The organism is Streptomyces sp. NPDC043854 (genome assembly GCF_056436005.1).
In genome coordinates this window covers 169,571-189,037 of sequence record NZ_JBWKDK010000008.1, presented here as the reverse complement: position 1 = coordinate 189,037, position 19,467 = coordinate 169,571, and the positions used below count along the sequence as shown (strand labels likewise).

Here is a 19,467-nt window from a genome sequence, read left to right as displayed (position 1 = left end):
GTGGCGGGGTGCAGTATGCAGGGGTGGGAGGTGGCAGCTTGGGCAGGCTCGACTGCGATGTGCTGGTCGTCGGTGGTGGCATCGTCGGACTGTCGGCCGCGTACGCCCTGTCGCGCCTGGCGCCGGGGACCCGGGTGGTGGTGCTGGAGAAGGAGTCCGGTCCCGCCAGGCACCAGACCGGGCGCAACAGCGGGGTGATCCACAGCGGCATCTACTACCGGCCCGGATCGCTGAAGGCGCGCTTCGCGGTGCGCGGCGCGGCCGAGATGGTGAAGTTCTGCGCGGAGCACGGCATCGCCCACGAGGTCACCGGCAAGCTGATCGTCGCCACCGGCCGGGAGGAACTGCCCCGGCTGCACGCGCTGGTGCAGCGGGGCCGGGAGAACGGGATTCCGGTACGCGAGCTGGGCCCGGCGCAGATCGCCGAGTACGAGCCGGAGGTGCGCGGGCTGGCCGCGATCCACGTCGGCACGACCGGGATCGCCGACTACGGGCAGGTCGCCCGGCAGCTGGCCGAGTCCTCCGGGGCGGAGATCGTCTACGGCGGGGCCGTGGACCTCGTCTCGCGGCGTGCGTCCGCGGTGGCGGTGCGGACGACCGCGGGCGTGGTGGTGCGGGCGAAGACGCTGGTGAACTGTGCGGGCCTGCAGTGCGACCGGATCGCGCGGCTGGCCGGGGACGACCCGGGGATGCGGATCATTCCGTTCCGGGGGGAGTACCACGACCTGATGCGGCCGGAGCTGGTGCGGGGGCTGGTGTACCCGGTGCCCGACCCGGCGTTCCCGTTCCTCGGGGTGCACCTGACGCGGGGCATCGGCGGCGGGGTGCACGTCGGGCCGAACGCGGTCCCGGCCCTCGCCCGCGAGGGGTACCGGTGGGGTGTGGTCCGGCCGCGGGACATCGCCGACGAGCTCGCCTGGCCGGGAGCCTGGCGGATGGCCTGGCGGCACTGGCGGTACGGGGCCGGCGAGATCCACCGGTCGCTGTCGAAGGCGGCCTTCACCGAGGCGGTGCAGCGGCTGCTGCCGGGGGTCACGGCTGCGGATCTGCGGCCCGCGGAGGCGGGGGTGCGGGCGCAGGCCGTGCTGCGGGACGGGACGCTCGTCGACGACTTCCTGATCCGGGAGGCGGAGCGGACGGTGCACGTGCTGAATGCGCCTTCGCCGGCGGCCACGGCCTCGCTGCCGATCGGGCGGGAGATCGCCCGCCGCGCCCTCACCGCCCTCCGCACCGCCTGACCTCCGGCCCACCGGCCGGGACATCCGGCCGCCCGGGTGGGGCCGGCTGGGAGGCGGGTGCGGGGGCGGGGTCGTAGAATGCGGGGATTGTGTCTGAGTCCCGTACCCCCCAGCCCAGCGTCCCGGAAGCCGCGCCGGCGGCGACCTCCTACGTGCCGCCCACGTGGCGCACCGAGCCGCGGTTCCCTGAGGGGCCCGCGCCCGACCCGGCCGGCTCGCACCACGAGCGGCGGATCCGCAGCTTCCAGCCGCGCCGCAGCCGGGTCACGACCGGGCAGGGCGCTGCCCTGAAGCGGCTCTGGGGCACGTGGGGCCTGGACATCGACGGCCGCGAGGTCATCGACCTGGACCGGCTCTTCGACGGGCTGCCCGTCGTCCTGGAGATCGGCTTCGGGATGGGCGAGGCGACCGCCCAGATGGCCGCCGCCGACCCGGACACCGGCATCCTCGCCGTCGACGTGCACACCCCCGGCCAGGGCAACCTGCTCGCCCTCGCCGAGCGCAACGGGCTGACCAACATCCGCGTCGCGAACGGCGACGCGATCATCCTGCTCCGCGAGATGCTGCCGCCCGCCTGCCTCCAGGGGATACGCGTCTACTTCCCGGACCCGTGGCCCAAGGCCCGCCACCACAAGCGCCGCCTGATCCAGCCCGAGTTCCTCGACCTGGCCGCGACCCGGATGGCGCCCGGGGCGGTGCTGCACTGCGCGACCGACTGGGAGAACTACGCCGAGCAGATGCTCGAAGTGCTGACCGCGCACCCGGCGTTCGAGAACACCCGGCCGGACGGCGGCTACGCGCCCCGGCCGGACTTCCGCCCGCTCACCCGCTTCGAGGGCCAGGGCCTCGACAAGGGGCACGCCGTACACGACCTGCTCTTCCGGCGCGTGGAGAACCCCTGACCTTCCCGAAGGTCACTCCCCGTGTCGGAGCGGGTCGTTAGAGTCATCATGTGTTCCGAGTCCGTGTCCGTGCGTGCGTGTTCGCCGTGCTGGGCGCATCGGGGCTGACGATCCTCGAACTCGTTCGGGAGCAGACCGGAACCCCCGGGTTCCTCGTCGGCCTCGGCCTGGCCGTGCTGCCGGTGCCGCTGCTCATGGCGGCCTTCCGGTGGCTCGGCCGGGCCGCGCCCCGGCCCTGGGCGCAGCTGCTGTCCTGCTGCGGCTGGGGCGCCTGTACCGCGGCCCTGATCGCCATACTGGCCAACGACTTCGCCACGGAGTGGATCTCCGCGGCGGCCGCGGATCCCGACGACGCCGACCGGCTCGGCTCGGTGGTGATCGCGCCGGTGGTGGAGGAGAGCGTCAAGGCGGCGGCGCTGCTGCTGGTGTTCGCCTTCCGAAGAGGGCAGTTCACGGGCCCCGCGGACGGGTTCGTGGTCGCCGGGTTCACGGCCACCGGGTTCGCGTTCACCGAGAACGTCCTGTACCTCGGCAACGCGTTCACGGAGGACCTGCGGAGCGGGGTCGGGGCGCTCGACTCGGTGACGGCGGCGACCTTCTTCGTGCGGATCGTGCTCTCGCCGTTCGCGCACCCGCTGTTCACGGTGCTGACCGGGCTGGGCTTCGGTGCGGCCGCCGCGGTCGCCGCCGGCCACCCGCGGGTGCGGCTGCTGCGGACCGGGCTGCCGCTGCTCGGCCTGCTGCTCGCGGTGGGCATGCACGCACTGTGGAACTGCTCCTCGCGGCTCGGCGAGAACGGCTTCTACTGGGTCTACGGCTGCGTGATGGTCCCGGTGTTCGGGGGCCTGCTGGGCCTGGCGGTGCGGATGAGGCTCCGCCGGCTGCGGGCGGTCGCCGGGGAGCTCGCGGTGTACGCGGCCGCGGGCTGGCTGGCCCCGGCCGAGGTGCCGGCGCTGGTGTCGATGCCGGCCCGCTCGCTGGCCCGGACGCTGGCGCGGCGCAACGGGGGCCGCGCCGCGGGACGGGCCGTGGCCCGGTACGAGGCGGACGCGGCGGCGCTCGCCCTGCTGCGGCACGGGGCGCGGGGCGGCCCGGCCGGGGATCCTGAGTTCGCGGGCCGGGAGCGGGAGCTGCTGCGCCGGCTGTGGCTGCGCCGGGCGACGGCGGGGCCGGCGCTGGCCCGGGCGGCGGTCCTGGAGGACCTGCTGCCGTGGCGGCCGGACCCCGGCGCGCGGGGCTTCGTACCGCCGGCCCGGAGCGGGGTCGTCGGCGGTCCGGTTACGGCGTCAGGCCCTTGGACCGCAGCCACGACAGCGGGTCCACCGTGGAGCCGCCCTTGCGCACTTCCAGGTGGAGATGGGGTCCGGTGACGTTGCCGGTGGCGCCGACCCGGCCGATGGTGTCCCCGGCGCCGACCTGGCCGGAGGTCACGGACATCGAGGAGAGGTGGCAGTACCAGACCTCCGTGCCGTCCTCCAGCTCCAGGACGATCCGGTAGCCGTACGCGCCCGACCAGCCGGCCGAGGTGATCTTCCCGGCGCCGACGGCCTTGACGGGCGTGCCGGTGGGGGCGGCGAAGTCGAGGCCGGTGTGGTGGCCGGAGGACCACATGGAGCCGGCGGCGCCGTAGTACGAGGTGATGGTGTAGGAGGAGGTCGGCAGGGAGTAGCTGCCGGCCAGCTTGGCGAGCCGCTCCTGCTCGGCTTTGGCCTCGGCGGCCTCCTTGGCCTGCTTCTCGGCGGCGAGGCGGGCCTCCTCGGCGGCCTTCTCGGCTTCCTCCCGGCTGGTCTTGGCCTCGGCGGCGGCCGCGTCGCGCGCGGCCTGCTCGGCCTGGGCCCGGGTCGCGGCGTCGGCGGCGTCCTGCTGGGATTCGGCCTGCTGGAGGATGCGGGTGCGCAGGATCTCGCCGGCGTCGGACTGGTTCTGCGACTGCTGCGCGAGGATGCCGGTCTTCGCGCCGGGGGCCGCTTCCGCGCCGGGGGCGCCCGCGCCGGCCCGGCGGGTGTCCGCACCGGAGTCGTCGTCGCCGGTCAGGTCGGGCAAGGAGGGGATGGATATGGGGACTTGGGGGCGGTCCTGGGCGGTGGCGATGCCGCCGGCACCGACCGCGGCGATGATGCCGACCCCGAGGACGGTGGAGCTGCGGGCAAGTCCCCCGCCGCCCTTGGCGATCCGGTGCTTTCCGCGGATGGGGCGTACGGAGTCCTCGGTGGGGTTCCACTCGCCCCAGGCGCCGGCGGACGGCGGTTCCTGGCTCTCGACGCCGTCAGGGGCAGGCAAGTTGGAGGCCACCGGGGCACACTCCTCAGGGACACGCACGCGCAGGGCGCCGCCTCTTGCGACGGCTGGGACGACCGCGCTGCGTTATCGAACGGTAATAGAAACCGGGGAATGATTCCAAGCCGTTGCGATTGATCGTTTCGGCCAACCGGCATCACACTGGCCACATTTGACCCATACCAATGCTGATCAAGGGGGTCAACTCGGGCAAAACGAGCCGCGATTCCGCATCCATTCGGCCACATCGGTATCTTGACGTCCCGTCACAATGCTTGCGCAAAGCACCACTTCACTCACGCAGCGTGACGACGGTGGGGACGACGAAGGCCCGGCTCCAGAGGAACCGGGCCTTCGTACTGAGTAGCGGGGACAGGATTTGAACCTGCGACCTCTGGGTTATGAGCCCAGCGAGCTACCGAGCTGCTCCACCCCGCGTCGGTGAACACAACCCTACGCCATCGGAGGGACAGCTCGCGCCCATTTACGGCGCGAAACCCGCCCCGACGGACATATCCGCAGGTCAGCGCCACAAAAGGTGGTCGAAGAGAGTACGTCGGCAGGGGCGGGGCGAGCAGGGCGGCGATCACCGCGGGCGGCACCTGCCGGAGCCGGACACCACGACGGGCCCGGACGGGGCGGCCCCCGGCATGGCAAAGCGCCCCACCCGAAGCGATCGGATGGGGCGCTGATGCGCAGGTCGGAGGTTGGTTCCCCGGCCCCGCGAGCCGTAGGCCATGTCGGACTCGAACCGACAACCAACGGATTAAAAGTCCGCTGCTCTGCCAATTGAGCTAATGGCCCTCGCGTGCTCACCCCAGAGCATAGCCGGACAGCACCGGCCATCCGATCGAGTATCGGCCGACCGGCCCCGTCATCGGCTCAGCCGGTCTTGAGCCAGGGGTACCTCGCCCCCGCGCCGACCACGCCTCCGGCGAGGGTGACGGCGCCGGAGACCCGGACCTCGCCGCCCTTCCCGTCGGCCGGCCGCGCCGTCAGCGTCCACTCGTACGCGCCGCTGAACAGGTGGTTCCCGGCGGCGTCCTTGCCGTTCCAGCCGGGGGCGATCAAGCCGCGCGCCTCGCCGCCCCTGCGGACGACGGTGGTGATGCCGGTCGTCTTGTTGCGGACCTTCAGCTGCCAGGAGGCGGCGGGCTTGGACAGCCACCAACGCGGCTGGGTGTTGGCCGCGTTCCTGGAGTCCCAGGTGGCCGGGGTGTTCTGGTCGATGACCGCCAGCTTGGAGGCGTCACCGGTGACGCCGACGACGTGGACGGTCTGCCGGTCGTCGGTGTAGGCGAGCCGGCCGCCGAACCGGTCGATGGTCCAGTCGGTGCCGAACGCGTTCACGGAATCGGCCCACTCGAACTCCTTCACCGCGGTACCGGACCGGAGGTTGTACACCTCGTTGGCGCGGGCCACGTACCCGTCGCCGAGGCGGACGGACCACGGCTGCGGGGTGAAGGGCATCGGGATCCGCTTCTTGGACGGCACGTGGTAGGCGGCCGCCGCGTCCCCGTAGAAGGAGCACGTGGAGTAGAACCAGTCTCCGCTGGCCTCGAGCTCGTACGGGCGGCATCCCGAACCCAGGTCCACGCGCCGGGTCACCTGGCCGGTCCGCAGGTCCGTTCCGGTCACCACGCCCGCGTCGCCCTCGGGCTGCCAGAGGGTGGAGCCCCAGAGGGTGGAGGCCCAGGGCAGGTGCCTGCCCAGGACGCGGCCCGTCTCGATGTCGGCCGCGAACAGCCGCTGGTAGTGGTTCTCCGCGCCGGCGAAGAGGAGGTAGCGGCCGGATGCGGCGACGACGGAGGTGGCCTGGAGCGCGTTCGGACTGTCCAGGCGCACCAGCCGGGTGGCGCCGCCGCTGCGGGCTTCGCGCACGTGGGCCACGACCACGCACGCGTAGCAGTTCGGGCCGTCCTGGGTCGCCAGGCCCACCACCCGGCCGTCGCCGGTCGCGACGAACTGGTCGTCGGCGACCTTGCCCCCGCAGACCGACTCGGTTGCCTCGCGGGTGCAGTTCCACGCCCAGGCGGGCGCAGGGGACACCGACAGCGGACCGGAGACCGACACCTGGTGGCCCTGGATGCTGCGGGTCGGATCCTCCTGGGTGATGGCGAGCTGCCCCTGGGCGAAGGAGAGCCTCCGGCGGTCCGCCGGGTTGGGCGGCGTGTGGTGGACTTCCTTCACCTGGAGGGCGCCCGAGGCGTCGGGGGCGATGCGCTGCACGCCCCAGTGCGTGGCGTCGCTGCCCGCGTCGGCGTAGACGGCCCCGTCGGAGCCGAGGACCAGCGGGGCCTCGGCGGCCGCCCGGGGCAGCAGCGTGCGTGCCGCGCCGCCGTTGACCGGGATCCCCACCAGGGCCCGGTCCGTTGTGTAGACGTTGTGGACGACCAGCCAGTCTCCGACGGGTCGGACGTCCCTCGTGTCCGGGAAGACGTCGACGGTGCGGATCACGGCCGGATCGTCCCGGGATATCAGGGTGGTCTTCCACGCGTGGTGGAGCGCGACCCACCGTGTCCCCAGGGTGGCCTCGACGTGGTCCAGGTCCGTCACGCCGGCCGGGTTCGGCAGCGTACGCATCGTTCCCGCGGTCAGGTCGACCAGTGCGAAGCGGTCCGACGCGTCGGGGGCCGTGTAGCGGACCAGTGCGCTCTTCCCGTCGGTCGAATCGACCTTGAACGGGCGGGCGATCTTCTCCGGCGCGGAGACGACCACGTCCTTGCGCGATTCGCCCTCCCGGCCCAGCAGATGGAGGTCGACCCAGCCGTCCGCCCGGACCTCGTACGTCAGAACGTGGGTCGTGCTGAAGGCCGTCGTCCACGTCCGGTCGGGCTGGGACGCCAGCGTCTCGGTCCGACCGGAGGCGAAGTCGTGGATCTGCAACCCGTGGTCCGCGCACATCACGGAGTCGCCGATGCGCGACGTCCATGAGGGGTACTTGCCGCAGCCGGTCCACGTCGCCTTCCGGCCGTCCTGCATGCTCTGCCAGTACGAGTCCCCGCTCCAGCCGTCCCGCAGCGTCAGGCCCGAGCCGGCCGCGTACACGCCGGCGCTCGGCGGTGTGCTGTGCGGCGGCGCGGGGAGGGTCGCCTCGCCCCCCGGTGCCGTCGCCGCGGTCGCCGTCCTGGCGCCCGGGGTGCCGATGGCCAGGGCCAGCGCGAGCACGGCTGTGCTCAGCGCACGTCTGCGTTTCATGATTCCGCCCCAAGAGAGTACGCCGGGGCGGCTGCGTCGCCCCGCCCCACCGCAAAGTCGGTGGAGCTTAGCAAGACGCGGACAGGGCCCCCGCGACGGTGTCGCGGGGGCCCTGTCCGGCCATCAGGTGCTGGGATCAGCCGTTGCGCTTCCAGCGGGGCTTGTCGTCGCGGCGGGCACCGAAGGAGCCGGACGGACGGTGGTCGTCGCGGCGGCCGTACGGGCGGTCGCCGGCGCCGGAGCGGAAGCCGCCGGAGGGACGGTCGTCCCGGCGGAAGCCACCGCGGTCGTCACGGCGGTCGCCGCGGTCGTCGCGGCGGAAGCCGCCACGGTCGTCACGACGGTCACCGCGGTCGTCGCGGTTGAACGACGGGCGCTCGTCCCGGCGGAAGCCGCCACGGTCACCGCGGTCACCGCGGTCGTCACGGCGGAAGCCGCCACGGTCGCCGCGGTCACCGCGGTCGTCACGGCGCTCGTCGCGGTTGAACGACGGGCGGTCCTCCCGGCGGAAGCCGCCACGGTCGCCGCGGTTGTCGTCCCGGCGGAAGCCGCCACGGTCGTCACGACGGTCACCGCGGTCGTCACGGTTGAACGACGGGCGGTCCTCGCGGCGGAAGCCGCCACGGTCACCGCGGTTGTCGTCCCGGCGGAAGCCGCCACGGTCGCCACGGTCGCCACGCTCGTCGCGGTTGAACGACGGGCGGTCCTCCCGGCGGAAGCCGCCACGGTCACCGCGGTCGCCGCGGTTGTCGTCCCGGCGGAAGCCGCCCCGGTCGCCACGGTCACCCCGGTCGTCCCGGCGCTCGTCGCGGCGGGCCTGGCGCTCCTCGGCGGCCGCGGCAGCGGTGACGTGGGCGGCGACCTCGGCCGCGGCGGCTTCGGCCGCCTCGGCGACCGCGGTCTCCGGGTCGTCGCCGCGCTCGCGGGCGGAGCGGGCCACCAGGCGGTCGGCCTCCTCGCGGAGCTCGGCGGCGCGGCGCGTCATGCGCTCAAGGCGCCGGGTCAGCTCGGCGACCTCGCGCTCGGCCTGCTTGGCGGCGTTGTTCGCCGAGTCGGCCTGGACCTCGGTCAGCGAGCGGGCGCCGGTGATCTCGGCGACCTCCGGGTCGAAGACGCCGGCGCCCTGGACGATGTGGCGCGAGGCCTCGACGCCCGCGTCCTCCATCAGGCGGAAGATCTGCCGGCGCTGGTGCGGGAGCGCCAGGGAGACGACGACACCGGACTTGCCGGCGCGCGCGGTGCGGCCCGAGCGGTGCAGGTAGTCCTTGTGGTCGCCGGCCGGGTCCACGTTGAGGACCAGGTCGATGCCGTCGACGTGGATGCCGCGGGCGGCGACGTCGGTGGCGACGAGGGCGTTGACGTGGCCGTCCTTGAAGTCCGCGAGGACACGGGTACGGGCGCCCTGCGTCATGCCGCCGTGCAGCGCGTCCGCCTTCACGCCGGCCTCGACGAGCTGCTCGGCGATGCGGTCGGCGCCCAGCTGGGTGCGGACGAAGATGATGGTGCGGCCCTTGCGGGCGGCGATGGCAGCGGTGACCGGCGCCTTGTCCTTCGGCTTCACGACGAGGACGTGGTGGGTCATGGTCGTGACGTTGCCCTGGGCGCTGTCGACCTCGTGGCTGACCGGGTCGGCCAGGTAGCGGTCGACCAGGGTCGCGATCTCGTTCTCCATGGTGGCGGAGAAGAGCATGCGCTGACCGCCGGCCGGGACCTGGTCGAGGAGCTCGGTGACCTCGGGCAGGAAGCCCAGGTCGGACATCTGGTCGGCCTCGTCGAGGACCGCGACCTGGACGTCCTCGAGGGAGCAGGCGCCGCGGTTGATGATGTCGCGCAGTCGGCCCGGAGTGGCGACGAGGATGTCGACACCGCGCTCGAGGGCGTAGATCTGGTTGCCCATGGAGGTGCCGCCGCAGACGACCTTCATCTTCAGGCCGAGCACGTCGCCGTACGGCTGGAGCGCGTCGGCGACCTGCATGGCGAGCTCGCGGGTCGGGGTGAGGATGACGGCGCGGGGCTTCTTCTTCTCGGTGTAGCCGCCGGCCAGGCGCGCCAGGGTGGGCAGGCCGAACGAGAGGGTCTTACCGGAACCGGTGCGTCCGCGGCCGAGGATGTCCTTGCCGGCCAGGGCGTCCGGGATGGTCGCGGCCTGGATCGGGAACGGGCTGGTGACACCGTTCTGCGCGAGCTTGCGCACGACGCCCTCCGGCAGGCCGAGGTCCGCGAAGGTGACCTCCGGCTCGGAGTCGTTGTCGGCGTCCTCGTCGGCGTCGATCACGTCGGCCACATCGGCCTCGAGGGCCTCGATGATCTCGTCCGCCTCGGCGGCCTCCATGGCCTCGGTCACAACGAGCGCCTCAACGGCGTCGACGATCTCGTTCGAGTCGCTCTCGGGCATGACGGCACGGTCAGAACTGGAAATGGACATGCGAAATGCGAAACCTTCCGGAGTCTCGGCACGCGCCCAAACTCCGTGAATCGCAAATCGACCGCCTCGATGCGGTCAGCCACGGCTAGGGAGAGTACGCGCCACACGGCGCGCTTCGGATCGGCGCCGGGCAATGGGATCAAACGATCTATAACCATACGCACCCTTCCGGGGGTATGGCAAGTCGCTCCTACCCGATCCGTCCTGACCTGCGGGGATTCCCGCCTTCACGGGCCGCCGGGACCCGGCCGACCCCGCGCGCTACACGGTGGCCGAGATGGTGGGCTCCGGCTGCGGCGGCGTCGGGGTGACCGGGGCGGGGGAGGACGCGGGCGGCTGCGGGGTCGGCGAGTGGGCCGGAGGACTGGCCGGCGACCCACCGGAACCGCTGGTTCCGCCCCCGCCGGAGGGCGGTTGCTGGGGCCCCTGGCCCCCGGCCCCGCCGCCCGGCCCGGCCGACGGCGAGGGCGCACCCGGCCGGCCGGCGGGCGCACCCGGGCTGGGGGACGCCCCGGTCGCGCCGGAGGCCTTGCCGTCCTCGGAGGTCCTGCCGCCGGGGGCCGACACACCGGCCTTCGCGCCGTGGCCGGTGCCGTGGAGCCCGGCGCTGCGCCCGGCAGGGGAGCCCCCGCCGGCCTCGGCCGTGGACTTGCGGTCCGCCGGGGAGGAGGGCCCGGGCCTGGCGGCGTCCTCGCCGACGCTCACGCAGCCGGCGGTCGCCGCGATCACGAGCGCGGTGACGGCCAGTCGGAGGGAAGCGGACAACTGGCGCACGGGGCACCTCCTGGTGGGCAGTCAGGGTCCGCGGATCAGCGGGTCAATATGCCCAACTCCCTTTGCCCCGTAAGAGACACGCCCTTGGGGACACCGGCTGTCCGCAATCAGCCGCCCCGCCAGGGCGCACCGCACCCCGTCGGACGCAGCGCCCCCTGCCGCGCGCTCAGGCGAACAGCTGCCGCGCCACCTGCGACCCGAGCACCACCGCGCCCAGCCCGGCCAGCACCGACGCCGTCACGTTCGCCGCCGCCAGGAACCGCCGGCCCGTCTCGGCCAGCCGCAGCGTCTCGTACGAGAACGTCGAGTAGGTGCTCAGCGCCCCGCACAGCCCGGTCCCCAGCAGCAGGCTCCACCGCGAGGACCCCGCGCCGGCCAGCGCCGCCCCCGCCAGCACCCCGAGGAGCAGGCAGGCGGCCGCGTTCACCGTGAAGGTCCCCCACGGGAACACCGAGTCGTGCCGCGCCTGCACCGCACGGTCCGTCAGGTACCGCAGCGGCGCCCCGACGGCCCCGCCCGCCACCACCAGCAGCCAGTTCACCCGCGCCCCCGCCCCCGCTCCCGTGGCCGTGTCCGTCCCCGCGTCCGGGCCCGCCGCGCGGCGGCCCGCACCGCCGGCCGGGTCGCCGACGCCCCGGCCCAGACCGCGGCCAGCGCCGCGGCCACCGTGAGCCCGGCGTACGCCAGCGCGAGCTCGGCCTCGCCCTCGTCCAGCAGCCGCGCGAAGCCCACCGCGTACGTGGAGAAGGTGGTGAACCCGCCCAGCACCCCCACCCCGGCGAACGGCCGCAGCAGCGGATGCGGGGAGGTCCGCCCGCGCTCGCCGATCAGCACCATCAAGACCCCGATCAGCAGGCAGCCGGCCGTATTGGTCCAGAACGTCGCCCACGGGAAGGCCCCCGGCCCGGCCGGCCACAGCAGCTCCAGCCCGTAGCGCGCCGCCGACCCGAGGGCCCCGCCCGCCGCGACCGCCGCCAGCACCGGCACCTGCGGCTCGGCGCGCTGCGCGGGGACGTGCAGATCGACGTCGGGATCGATCGCCCCGGCCCCCTCAGCCCCCTCGACCGGCCGGGTCACCCGTAGCCCAGCGCGTGCAGCCGGGCGTCGTCGATCCCGAAGTGGTGGGCGATCTCGTGGACCACGGTGATCTCCGTCTCGGCGATCACGTCCTCCCGGTCCTCGCACATCCGCAGGGTGGGGTTCCGGTAGATGGTGATCCGGTCGGGCAGCACCCCGGCGTACCACTCGCCGCGGTCCGTCAGCGGGGTCCCCTCGTACAGGCCGAGGAGCTCCGGGTCGTCCGCGGGCGGCTCGTCCTCGACGAAGACCGCCACGTTGTCCATCAGCCGGGTCAGCTCCGGCGGGATGCGGTCCAGGGCCTCGGAAACGAGCTCCTCGAACTCCTCGCGTGTCATCTCCAGCACGCGGTCATTGTCCCCCCGGCCGGGGCCCCTCCCACGCGGGGGAGAAACCGTTTTGGCGATACCTCCCCGCATCCCATATGCTTCTCACGTCCCCGACGCGCTGGAAAGCGCCCCGGCGGGCCTTTAGCCCTCATCGTCTAGTGGCCCAGGACGCCGCCCTTTCAAGGCGGTAGCACGGGTTCGAATCCCGTTGGGGGTACGCATTACCGTGTGCAAGACTTGTGCTCGCACACTGCATGGTCCTGTGGAGCAGTTGGTTAGCTCGCCACCCTGTCAAGGTGGAGGTCGCGGGTTCAAGTCCCGTCAGGATCGCTGAGGCCGGAAACGGTCTCGTGGCTGGGTAGCTCAGTTGGTACGAGCGATCGCCTGAAAAGCGATAGGTCGCCGGTTCGACCCCGGCCCCAGCCACAAACAGAAGGCCCCGTCCCCCGGACGGGGCCTTCCGCGTTACTCCGGCACCCGCTCCTCCGGCCGGGCGCCGCGGCGCGTGCGCACCAGCGCGGCCACCGCCGCGCCCACGGCCACCAGCCCCAGCACCGCCCAGTCCGGCACCGCGTCCGCGACCGCCCGGACCCGCTGCTCCACCGCGTACGAGTCCTCCACGTCCAGCAGCCCGGGCAGCGCGCTCGCCCCGTCGTACGCCAGGAACAGCGCGCCCAGGGCGATGAAGAACAGCCCGGACAGCAGCGAGGTCGTGTGCAGCTCCAGCCGGCCCGCCCGGACCGTGCGCCCGCGCAGCCAGCGCCGCCGCCCCAGGTCGAACCGCTCCCACAGCAGTGCCAGCACGAACAGCGGCACGGCCATCCCCAGCGCGTACACCGCCAGCAGCAGGCCCCCGTACACCGGGCTGCCGCCGACCGCCGCCACCGTCAGGACGCTGCCCAGGATCGGGCCCGCGCAGAACCCGGCCAGCCCGTAGACCGCGCCCAGCGCGTACACCGACACGGCCGTCGTCGGCCGGATCCGCCCGGACAGCTCCGAGATCCGCCGCGGGGCGAAGCCCAGCCCCAGTATCTGCACCAGCCCCAGCACGATGATCAGCGAGCCGCCGGCCAGCACCAGCCCGTCGCGGTGGCCGTGGAAGAACCGCCCGGCGGTCGAGGAGGCCGCGCCCAGCGGGACCAGGGTCGTCGCCAGGCCCGCGTAGAAGATCCCGGTCCGGGCGAGCAGCCGCGACGGGGAGTCGATCGAGTACGCGAAGAAGGCCGGCAGCAGCAGCGCGCTGCACGGGCTGAGCAGCGCCAGCAGCCCGCCGAGCAGGGCCGCCAGGTAGCCGATGTCCGTCACCGGCCCGCCCCCGCCCCGGTGCCGGCACCGGCCGCGGCCCGGGCCTGCGCCGCGGCCCGGTCGATCACGGCGGCGAAGGCGCCGAACGGCTGGGCGCCCGCGATCGGCTGCCCGCCCACCAGGAAGGACGGGATGGAGCTGACCCCGATGCCGTGGCCCTCCTCCCGGTCCTTCGCCAGGGCGGCCGCGGCGGCCTCCCCGGCCATGTCCCGCCGGAACCGCTCCAGGTCCGGCACCCCGGCCTCCCGGGCCAGCTCCAGGAGCCGCGCCTCGCCGAAGCCCTTCTCCTTGGCCCCCGGAGCGTAAGCGGCCTCGTGGAACTGCCGGAACCGGTCCTGCTGCCCGGCGGCCCAGGCCGCCCTGGCCGCGGCCTGGGACTCGGCCCCGAAGATCGGGAAGTTGCGCCACTCGATGCGCAGGGTGCCGTTCTCGACGTACTTCCTGATCAGCTCGGGCTCGGTGTCACGGGCGAACTTCCCGCAGTAGCCGCACTTGAAGTCGGAGTACTCGATCAGCACGACGGGCGCGTCGGCGCGGCCGAGGGCCAGCTTGTCGCCCGCGTCGCGCCGGGCCAGCTTGGCCAGCTCGGCGGCGGCGCCGGAGCCGGCGTCCCGCGGCTGCGAGGCGGAGGAGGACCGCGCGGGGGCCTTGTCGGGGGCGGTGGCCTGCCAGGAGACCAGCCCCATGGCCGCGGCGGCGACCGCGACCGCGGCGCAGGCCAGCAGGGGCTTGCGGGAGGAACCGGAACGGGAAGAGGAAGAACGGGAAGAGGAAGAGGAGGAACAGGAAGACGTAGGGGAAACGGGCATGCGGCTGCTCCAGAGCTGTGCGAAGGAAGGTCGGGCGGCGGACCGGCGGACGGCCGGCCCTCCTACACCCGCATCACGGACAGCTCCACCGGCCCCGGCGCCGGCCGGTCGGGCCCGCGCGCACCGCACGGCGGGCCGGGTACGAAGCCGGGTGCCGCGCCGTCGGCCAGGGCGGGACGCCCGCAGGCGGCGAGGGCGTGGTCCGGGTGCGTGCCGGCCCGGGCCGGCACGGCCGGGGCCCGGTCGGGCGCGGCGGGCCCCGGCCCGCACCGCGGCCCCCGCTCCCCGACGTCCGAGGCGGCCGGAGAGCCCGAGGCGGCCACGGCACCGGGGGAGCCTGCCGCGGCTGCGGAGCCCGGGGCGGCGGCCACGGCCTGCCCGTACGCCGCCACCGCACCCTCCGCCGCATCGCCCGCATCGCCCGCATCCCCCGCGCCGGACCCCGGGCCCGCGAGGGCGCAGAACAGGGCCAGCACGGTCGCGAGCAGCACGGCCCACACGCGTCGGTGCGCGCTGCTCGGCATACGTGGGGCCTCTCACGGCGGGAGGGACGGCGGACTCGTCCCGAAATGGTACGGGTCCACCCGACAAATGCGTTCGCCACCCGGCACCCCCGGGTGAGATCCTCGAGCAGGTATGTCTACTTCCTTCGCCGCCCTGCAGGCGCTTCTCGGTGAAATTCCCCTCCGCGACGCGCACCGCCTCGGCCGCCGCCTCGAAGGCGCCCGCCGCATCCGCAAGCCCGAGGCCAAGCAGGCCGTGCTCGACGAGATCGCCGCGGAAGCCGAGAAGGCCGCCGCGCGGCTGGCCGCGCGCGCCTCGCGGATGCCCGAGGTCACCTACCCCGAGAACCTGCCCGTCAGCCAGCGGAAGGACGCGATCGCCGAGGCGATACGCGACCACCAGGTCGTGATCGTCGCCGGTGAGACCGGATCCGGCAAGACCACGCAGATCCCGAAAATCTGTATGGACCTCGGCCGCGGCGTCCGGGGCATGATCGGGCACACCCAGCCCCGCCGCATCGCCGCCCGCACGGTCGCGGAGCGCATCGCCGAGGAGTTGAAGTCCGAGATCGGGCAGACGATCGGCTGGAAGGTCCGCTTCACCGACCAGGTGGACCCGGACGCGACCTTCGTGAAGCTGATGACGGACGGCATCCTGCTCGCCGAGATCCAGACGGACCGCGAGCTGCGCGCCTACGACACGATCATCATCGACGAGGCGCACGAGCGCTCGCTGAACATCGACTTCCTGCTGGGCTACCTGTCCCAGCTGCTGCCGAAGCGCCCCGACCTCAAGGTCGTGATCACCTCGGCGACCATCGACCCGGAGCGCTTCTCCCGCCACTTCGGTGAGGCCCCGATCATCGAGGTCAGCGGCCGCACGTACCCGGTGGAGGTCCGCTACCGGCCCCTGCTGGAGGAGGCCGACGAGGACGCGGCGGAGAGCGACCGCGACCAGATCACCGCGATCTGCGACGCCGTGGACGAGCTCCAGGCCGAGGGCCCGGGCGACATCCTGGTCTTCCTGTCCGGCGAGCGGGAGATCCGCGACACCGCCGACGCCCTCATCAAGAAGAAGCTCCGCTTCACGGAGGTGCTGCCGCTCTACGCCCGCCTCTCGCACGCCGAGCAGCACCGCGTCTTCCAGCCGCACACCGGCCGCCGGATCGTGCTCGCCACCAACGTCGCCGAGACCTCCCTCACCGTCCCCGGCATCAAGTACGTGATCGACCCGGGCACCGCCCGGATCTCCCGCTACAGCCATCGCACCAAGGTCCAGCGCCTGCCCATCGAGCGGATCTCGCAGGCCAGCGCCAACCAGCGCAAGGGCCGCTGCGGCCGTACCAGTGACGGCATCTGCATCCGGCTCTACTCCGAGGACGACTTCAACGCCCGTCCCGAGTTCACCGACGCCGAGATCCTGCGCACCAACCTGGCCTCCGTCATCCTCCAGATGACCGCGGCCGGCCTCGGCGAGATCGAGAAGTTCCCCTTCATCGACCCGCCGGACCACCGCAACATCCGCGACGGCATCCAGCTCCTCCAGGAGCTCGGCGCGCTGGACCCCAAGGAGAAGGAGGCCCGCAAGCGGCTGACCCCCATGGGCCGCCGGCTGTCCCAGCTGCCCGTGGACCCGCGGCTGGCCCGCATGGTCCTCGAGGCGGACCGGAACGGCTGCGTCCGCGAGGTCATGGTCATCGCGGCGGCCCTGTCCATCCAGGACCCGCGCGAGCGGCCCTCGGACAAGCAGACCCAGGCCGACCAGCAGCACGCCCGCTTCAAGGACGAGACCAGCGACTTCCTGTCGTTCCTGAACCTGTGGCGCTACGTCCGCGAGCAGCAGAAGGAGCGCGGCTCGTCCTCGTTCCGCCGGATGTGCAAGCAGGAGTACCTGAACTTCCTGCGGATCCGCGAGTGGCAGGACATCTACTCGCAGCTGCGCACCGTCGCCCGGAGCATGGGCATCCACGTGAACGAGGCGGACGCGCCGGAGCAGCAGGTCCACATCTCCCTCCTGGCCGGCCTGCTGTCGCACATCGGCCTGAAGGACACCGACAAGAACGAGTACCTCGGCGCGCGCGGCGCCAAGTTCGCGGTCTTCCCGGGCTCGGCGCTGTTCAAGAAGCAGCCGCGGTTCGTGATGTCGGCGGAGCTGGTGGAGACCTCGCGGCTGTGGGCCCGGGTCAACGCCAAGGTGGAGCCCGAATGGGTCGAGCCGCTGGCCGGTCACCTGCTCAAGCGCACGTACAGCGAACCGCACTGGGAGAAGGACCAGGCGGCCGTCATGGCGTACGAGAGGGTCACGCTGTACGGCGTCCCGATCGTCGCCCAGCGGAAGGTCAACTACGGGCGGATCGACCCCGAGGTCTCGCGCGAGCTGTTCATCCGCCACGCCCTGGTCGAGGGCGACTGGCGCACCCACCACAAGTTCTACGCCGACAACCGCAAGCTGCTCACCGAGGTCGAGGAGCTGGAGAACCGGGCCCGGCGCCGCGACATCGTCGTCGACGACGAGACCCTCTTCGACTTCTACGACCAGCGGATCCCCGAGCACGTGGTGTCCGGGGCGCACTTCGACTCCTGGTGGAAGCACAAGCGGCGCGAGCAGCCCGAGCTCCTCGACTTCGAGCGGGAGATGCTGCTCACCGAGAAGGCGGCCGGGGTCACCAAGGCCGACTACCCGGACTCCTGGCGGCAGGGGCAGCTCACGTTCCGCGTGACCTACCAGTTCGAGCCCGGCGCGGACGCGGACGGCGTGACCGTCCACATCCCGCTCCAGGTGCTCAACCAGGTCACCGACCAGGGCTTCGACTGGCAGATCCCGGGCCTGCGGGAGGAGGTGGTCACGGAGCTGATCCGGTCGCTGCCCAAGCCGATCCGCCGGCACTACGTGCCCGCGCCGAACTTCGCGGCCCGCTTCCTGGACACGGCCGCGCCCCTCCAGGAGCCGCTGACCGCCACCCTGGCCCGCGAGCTGCACCGGATGGGCGGAGTGCCGGTGACCGCCGAGGACTTCGACACCGGCCGGCTCCCGGACCACCTGAAGATCACTTTCCGGATCGTCGACGAGCGCCGCCGGAAGATCGCCGAGGACAAGGACCTGGAGGCGCTGCGCCTGAAGCTCAGGCCGAAGGCCCGCCAGGCCCTGTCCAAGGCGGCCGCGGCCACCGCCGAGCGGGCTGGCGGGGAGTCGGTGGAGCGCTCCGGGCTGACCGACTGGACCATCGGCACCCTCACCAAGGTGTTCGAGACCCGGCGGGCCGGGCAGCCGGTGAGGGCGTACCCGGCGCTGGTCGACGAGGGCGCGACCGTGGCCGTACGGCTCTTCGACACGGAGGCCGAGCAGCAGCAGGCCATGTGGCTGGGCACGCGTCGGCTGATCCTCCTCAACATCCCCGTGAACGCGGCCAAGTTCGCCTCGGACCGGCTGAGCAACCAGCAGAAGCTCGCCCTGTCGCGCACCCCGCACGGCTCCGTCCAGGCGCTGTTCGACGACTGCGCGACCGCGGCCGCCGACTGGCTGATCGCCGACCACGGCGGCCCCGCCTGGGACGAGGCGGGCTTCCGCAAGTTGTACGAGGCCGTGCGCGCCGACCTGGTGGACACGACCGTGCGCACGGTCGACCGGGTGCAGCAGGTGCTGGCCGCCTGGCAGGCCTGCGAGCGGCGGCTGAAGGCCACGCAGAGCCTGGCCCTGGTCGCCAACCTCCAGGACGTCAAGGCGCAGCTGGCGGCGCTCATGCCGGCGGGCTTCGTGACCCTGACGGGCCTGCGCCGGCTGCCGGACCTGATGCGCTACCTGGTGGCGGTGGACCGGCGGCTCCAGCAGATGCCGACGGCCGTCCAGCGCGACACCACGCGCATGGAGAAGGTCCACGAGATGCAGGACGAGTACGCCTGGCTGCTAGAGCAGCTGCCCAAGGGCCGGCCGGTCCCGCCGGAGGTCACGGAGATCCGCTGGATGATCGAGGAGCTGCGGGTCAGCTACTTCGCGCACGCGCTCGGGACGGCGTACCCGATCTCGGACAAGCGGATCGTGAAGGCGGTGGACGCGGCCGCGCCGTGACCGACGCGCCGTGACCGCCGCGGCGGCCGGTTCGACCGCACCCCCCGCGCTGATGTACAGTCTGATGCGCAGCCACACGAGAAGTGGCCGCACATCGAGGTCCTGTGGAGCAGTTGGTTAGCTCGCCACCCTGTCAAGGTGGAGGTCGCGGGTTCAAGTCCCGTCAGGATCGCAACAACAACAGGGCCCGCATCCGATCGGATGCGGGCCCTGTTGCATGAGAGCGCCCGTCGTTCGTACGCCGCCCGCAGCAGCCTCCCGGTCCGTCGGGGAGCCGCCGGGCGGGGCGGGGCGCTCCCGGGCGGCTCCGGCCCCGTACAGGCCCGCCGGGCGCCGTCGAGTCGGCCTCTGGGGGCCCACCGGCCCCATGAGCCCCGTCAGCCCCGCGACCCGTCCCGGCCGCCACGCCACGGAATGGTTCCATCCGCAAAAATCCCCCTTCCGTATGAGGCCACTGTGCGTGGGACATCCCCTTACGGGTGCATTGCGGAATGCACAAGGGTGACAGCCTGTGACAGGAGTCACCACACGAGTTTTCGGGACACACACATTTATCGCACCCAT

14 protein-coding genes and 6 tRNA genes are annotated in these 19,467 nt (G+C 73.0%); 8 read left to right on the top strand and 12 right to left on the bottom strand.

Annotated elements, in window-relative coordinates:
* The first annotated feature begins 8 nt into the window (after positions 1–8).
* The 3 genes from lhgO to AC068A_RS10940 all read left to right on the top strand — a co-directional run bounded on the left by lhgO (position 9) and on the right by AC068A_RS10940 (position 3,510).
* Positions 9–1,238, top strand: a complete 1,230-nt coding sequence (gene lhgO, locus AC068A_RS10950; RefSeq protein ID WP_478583592.1) for an L-2-hydroxyglutarate oxidase — start codon at positions 9–11, stop codon at positions 1,236–1,238.
* Between the two features lie 152 nt (positions 1,239–1,390).
* Positions 1,391–2,140 carry a tRNA (guanosine(46)-N7)-methyltransferase TrmB gene (gene trmB, locus AC068A_RS10945; RefSeq protein WP_478583628.1) on the top strand — a complete coding sequence of 250 codons (750 nt, stop codon included), beginning with the start codon at positions 1,391–1,393 and terminating at the stop codon, positions 2,138–2,140.
* Between the two features lie 50 nt (positions 2,141–2,190).
* The gene (locus tag AC068A_RS10940) at positions 2,191–3,510 is read left to right on the top strand and encodes a PrsW family intramembrane metalloprotease (RefSeq protein ID WP_478583590.1); all 1,320 of its coding nucleotides are present in this window, start codon (positions 2,191–2,193) and stop codon (positions 3,508–3,510) included.
* Here AC068A_RS10940 and AC068A_RS10935 read toward each other — a convergent pair.
* From AC068A_RS10935 to AC068A_RS10895, 9 genes are all read right to left on the bottom strand, one after another.
* Positions 3,419–4,432, bottom strand: a complete 1,014-nt coding sequence (locus tag AC068A_RS10935; protein WP_478583588.1) for a M23 family metallopeptidase — start codon at positions 4,430–4,432, stop codon at positions 3,419–3,421. The two genes, AC068A_RS10940 and AC068A_RS10935, sit on opposite strands and share 92 nt — an antisense overlap.
* Before the next feature lie 349 nt (positions 4,433–4,781).
* Positions 4,782–4,855 (bottom strand) — tRNA-Met (locus AC068A_RS10930).
* 293 nt (positions 4,856–5,148) lie between these two features.
* Positions 5,149–5,221: transfer RNA gene (locus AC068A_RS10925), tRNA-Lys, on the bottom strand.
* Positions 5,222–5,299: 78 nt separating this feature from the next.
* Complete coding sequence (locus AC068A_RS10920) at positions 5,300–7,615, bottom strand: hypothetical protein (RefSeq protein WP_478583586.1); 2,316 nt, start codon at positions 7,613–7,615, stop codon at positions 5,300–5,302.
* A gap of 136 nt (positions 7,616–7,751) precedes the next feature.
* The gene (locus tag AC068A_RS10915) at positions 7,752–10,040 is read right to left on the bottom strand and encodes a DEAD/DEAH box helicase (protein ID WP_478583584.1); all 2,289 of its coding nucleotides are present in this window, start codon (positions 10,038–10,040) and stop codon (positions 7,752–7,754) included.
* A 261-nt stretch (positions 10,041–10,301) separates the two neighbouring features.
* Positions 10,302–10,814, bottom strand: coding sequence for a hypothetical protein (locus AC068A_RS10910; protein ID WP_478583582.1), 513 nt, complete (start codon positions 10,812–10,814; stop codon positions 10,302–10,304).
* 166 nt (positions 10,815–10,980) lie between these two features.
* Complete coding sequence (gene crcB / locus AC068A_RS10905) at positions 10,981–11,355, bottom strand: fluoride efflux transporter CrcB (RefSeq protein ID WP_478583580.1); 375 nt, start codon at positions 11,353–11,355, stop codon at positions 10,981–10,983.
* A complete protein-coding gene (locus tag AC068A_RS10900; RefSeq protein WP_478583578.1) occupies positions 11,352–11,891 on the bottom strand; it encodes a FluC/FEX family fluoride channel in 540 nt (179 codons plus the stop codon). The genes crcB and AC068A_RS10900 overlap by 4 nt, the downstream gene beginning before the upstream one ends.
* The gene (locus tag AC068A_RS10895; RefSeq protein WP_179176895.1) at positions 11,888–12,238 is read right to left on the bottom strand and encodes a metallopeptidase family protein; all 351 of its coding nucleotides are present in this window, start codon (positions 12,236–12,238) and stop codon (positions 11,888–11,890) included. Before AC068A_RS10895 ends, AC068A_RS10900 begins: the two co-directional genes overlap by 4 nt.
* A 126-nt stretch (positions 12,239–12,364) precedes the next feature.
* On the opposite strand from AC068A_RS10895, the gene AC068A_RS10890 reads away from it, so the two are divergent.
* The 3 genes from AC068A_RS10890 to AC068A_RS10880 all read left to right on the top strand — a co-directional run bounded on the left by AC068A_RS10890 (position 12,365) and on the right by AC068A_RS10880 (position 12,646).
* Positions 12,365–12,437 (top strand) — tRNA-Glu (locus tag AC068A_RS10890).
* Between the two features lie 39 nt (positions 12,438–12,476).
* A tRNA-Asp gene (locus tag AC068A_RS10885) sits at positions 12,477–12,550 on the top strand.
* Between the two features lie 22 nt (positions 12,551–12,572).
* Positions 12,573–12,646, top strand: a tRNA-Phe gene (locus AC068A_RS10880).
* 39 nt (positions 12,647–12,685) lie between these two features.
* Here AC068A_RS10880 and AC068A_RS10875 read toward each other — a convergent pair.
* The 3 genes from AC068A_RS10875 to AC068A_RS10865 form a co-directional block, all read right to left on the bottom strand.
* Positions 12,686–13,525 (bottom strand): cytochrome c biogenesis CcdA family protein, encoded by an 840-nt coding sequence (locus AC068A_RS10875; RefSeq protein ID WP_478583575.1) that lies wholly within the window; start codon positions 13,523–13,525, stop codon positions 12,686–12,688.
* Positions 13,522–14,334 carry a DsbA family protein gene (locus tag AC068A_RS10870; RefSeq protein ID WP_478583573.1) on the bottom strand — a complete coding sequence of 271 codons (813 nt, stop codon included), beginning with the start codon at positions 14,332–14,334 and terminating at the stop codon, positions 13,522–13,524. The genes AC068A_RS10875 and AC068A_RS10870 overlap by 4 nt, the downstream gene beginning before the upstream one ends.
* Before the next feature lie 62 nt (positions 14,335–14,396).
* Complete coding sequence (locus AC068A_RS10865) at positions 14,397–14,858, bottom strand: hypothetical protein (protein WP_478583571.1); 462 nt, start codon at positions 14,856–14,858, stop codon at positions 14,397–14,399.
* Positions 14,859–14,970: 112 nt separating this feature from the next.
* On the opposite strand from AC068A_RS10865, the gene hrpA reads away from it, so the two are divergent.
* Both hrpA and AC068A_RS10855 read left to right on the top strand, forming a co-directional pair.
* Positions 14,971–18,903 carry an ATP-dependent RNA helicase HrpA gene (gene hrpA / locus AC068A_RS10860; RefSeq protein ID WP_478583569.1) on the top strand — a complete coding sequence of 1,311 codons (3,933 nt, stop codon included), beginning with the start codon at positions 14,971–14,973 and terminating at the stop codon, positions 18,901–18,903.
* 98 nt (positions 18,904–19,001) lie between these two features.
* Positions 19,002–19,075 (top strand) — tRNA-Asp (locus AC068A_RS10855).
* The last annotated feature ends 392 nt before the right edge of the window (positions 19,076–19,467 follow it).

What these genes read in the sequence shown, in the direction of transcription:
- AC068A_RS10920 (WP_478583586.1), bottom strand. Translation starts at nt 7,615, where the DNA reads ATGAAACGCAGACGTGCGCTGAGCACAGCCGTGCTCGCGCTGGCCCTG.
- AC068A_RS10915 (WP_478583584.1), bottom strand. Translation starts at nt 10,040, where the DNA reads ATGTCCATTTCCAGTTCTGACCGTGCCGTCATGCCCGAGAGCGACTCG.
- AC068A_RS10870 (WP_478583573.1), bottom strand. Translation starts at nt 14,334, where the DNA reads ATGCCCGTTTCCCCTACGTCTTCCTGTTCCTCCTCTTCCTCTTCCCGT.
- AC068A_RS10865 (WP_478583571.1), bottom strand. Translation starts at nt 14,858, where the DNA reads ATGCCGAGCAGCGCGCACCGACGCGTGTGGGCCGTGCTGCTCGCGACC.
- hrpA (WP_478583569.1), top strand. Translation starts at nt 14,971, where the DNA reads ATGTCTACTTCCTTCGCCGCCCTGCAGGCGCTTCTCGGTGAAATTCCC.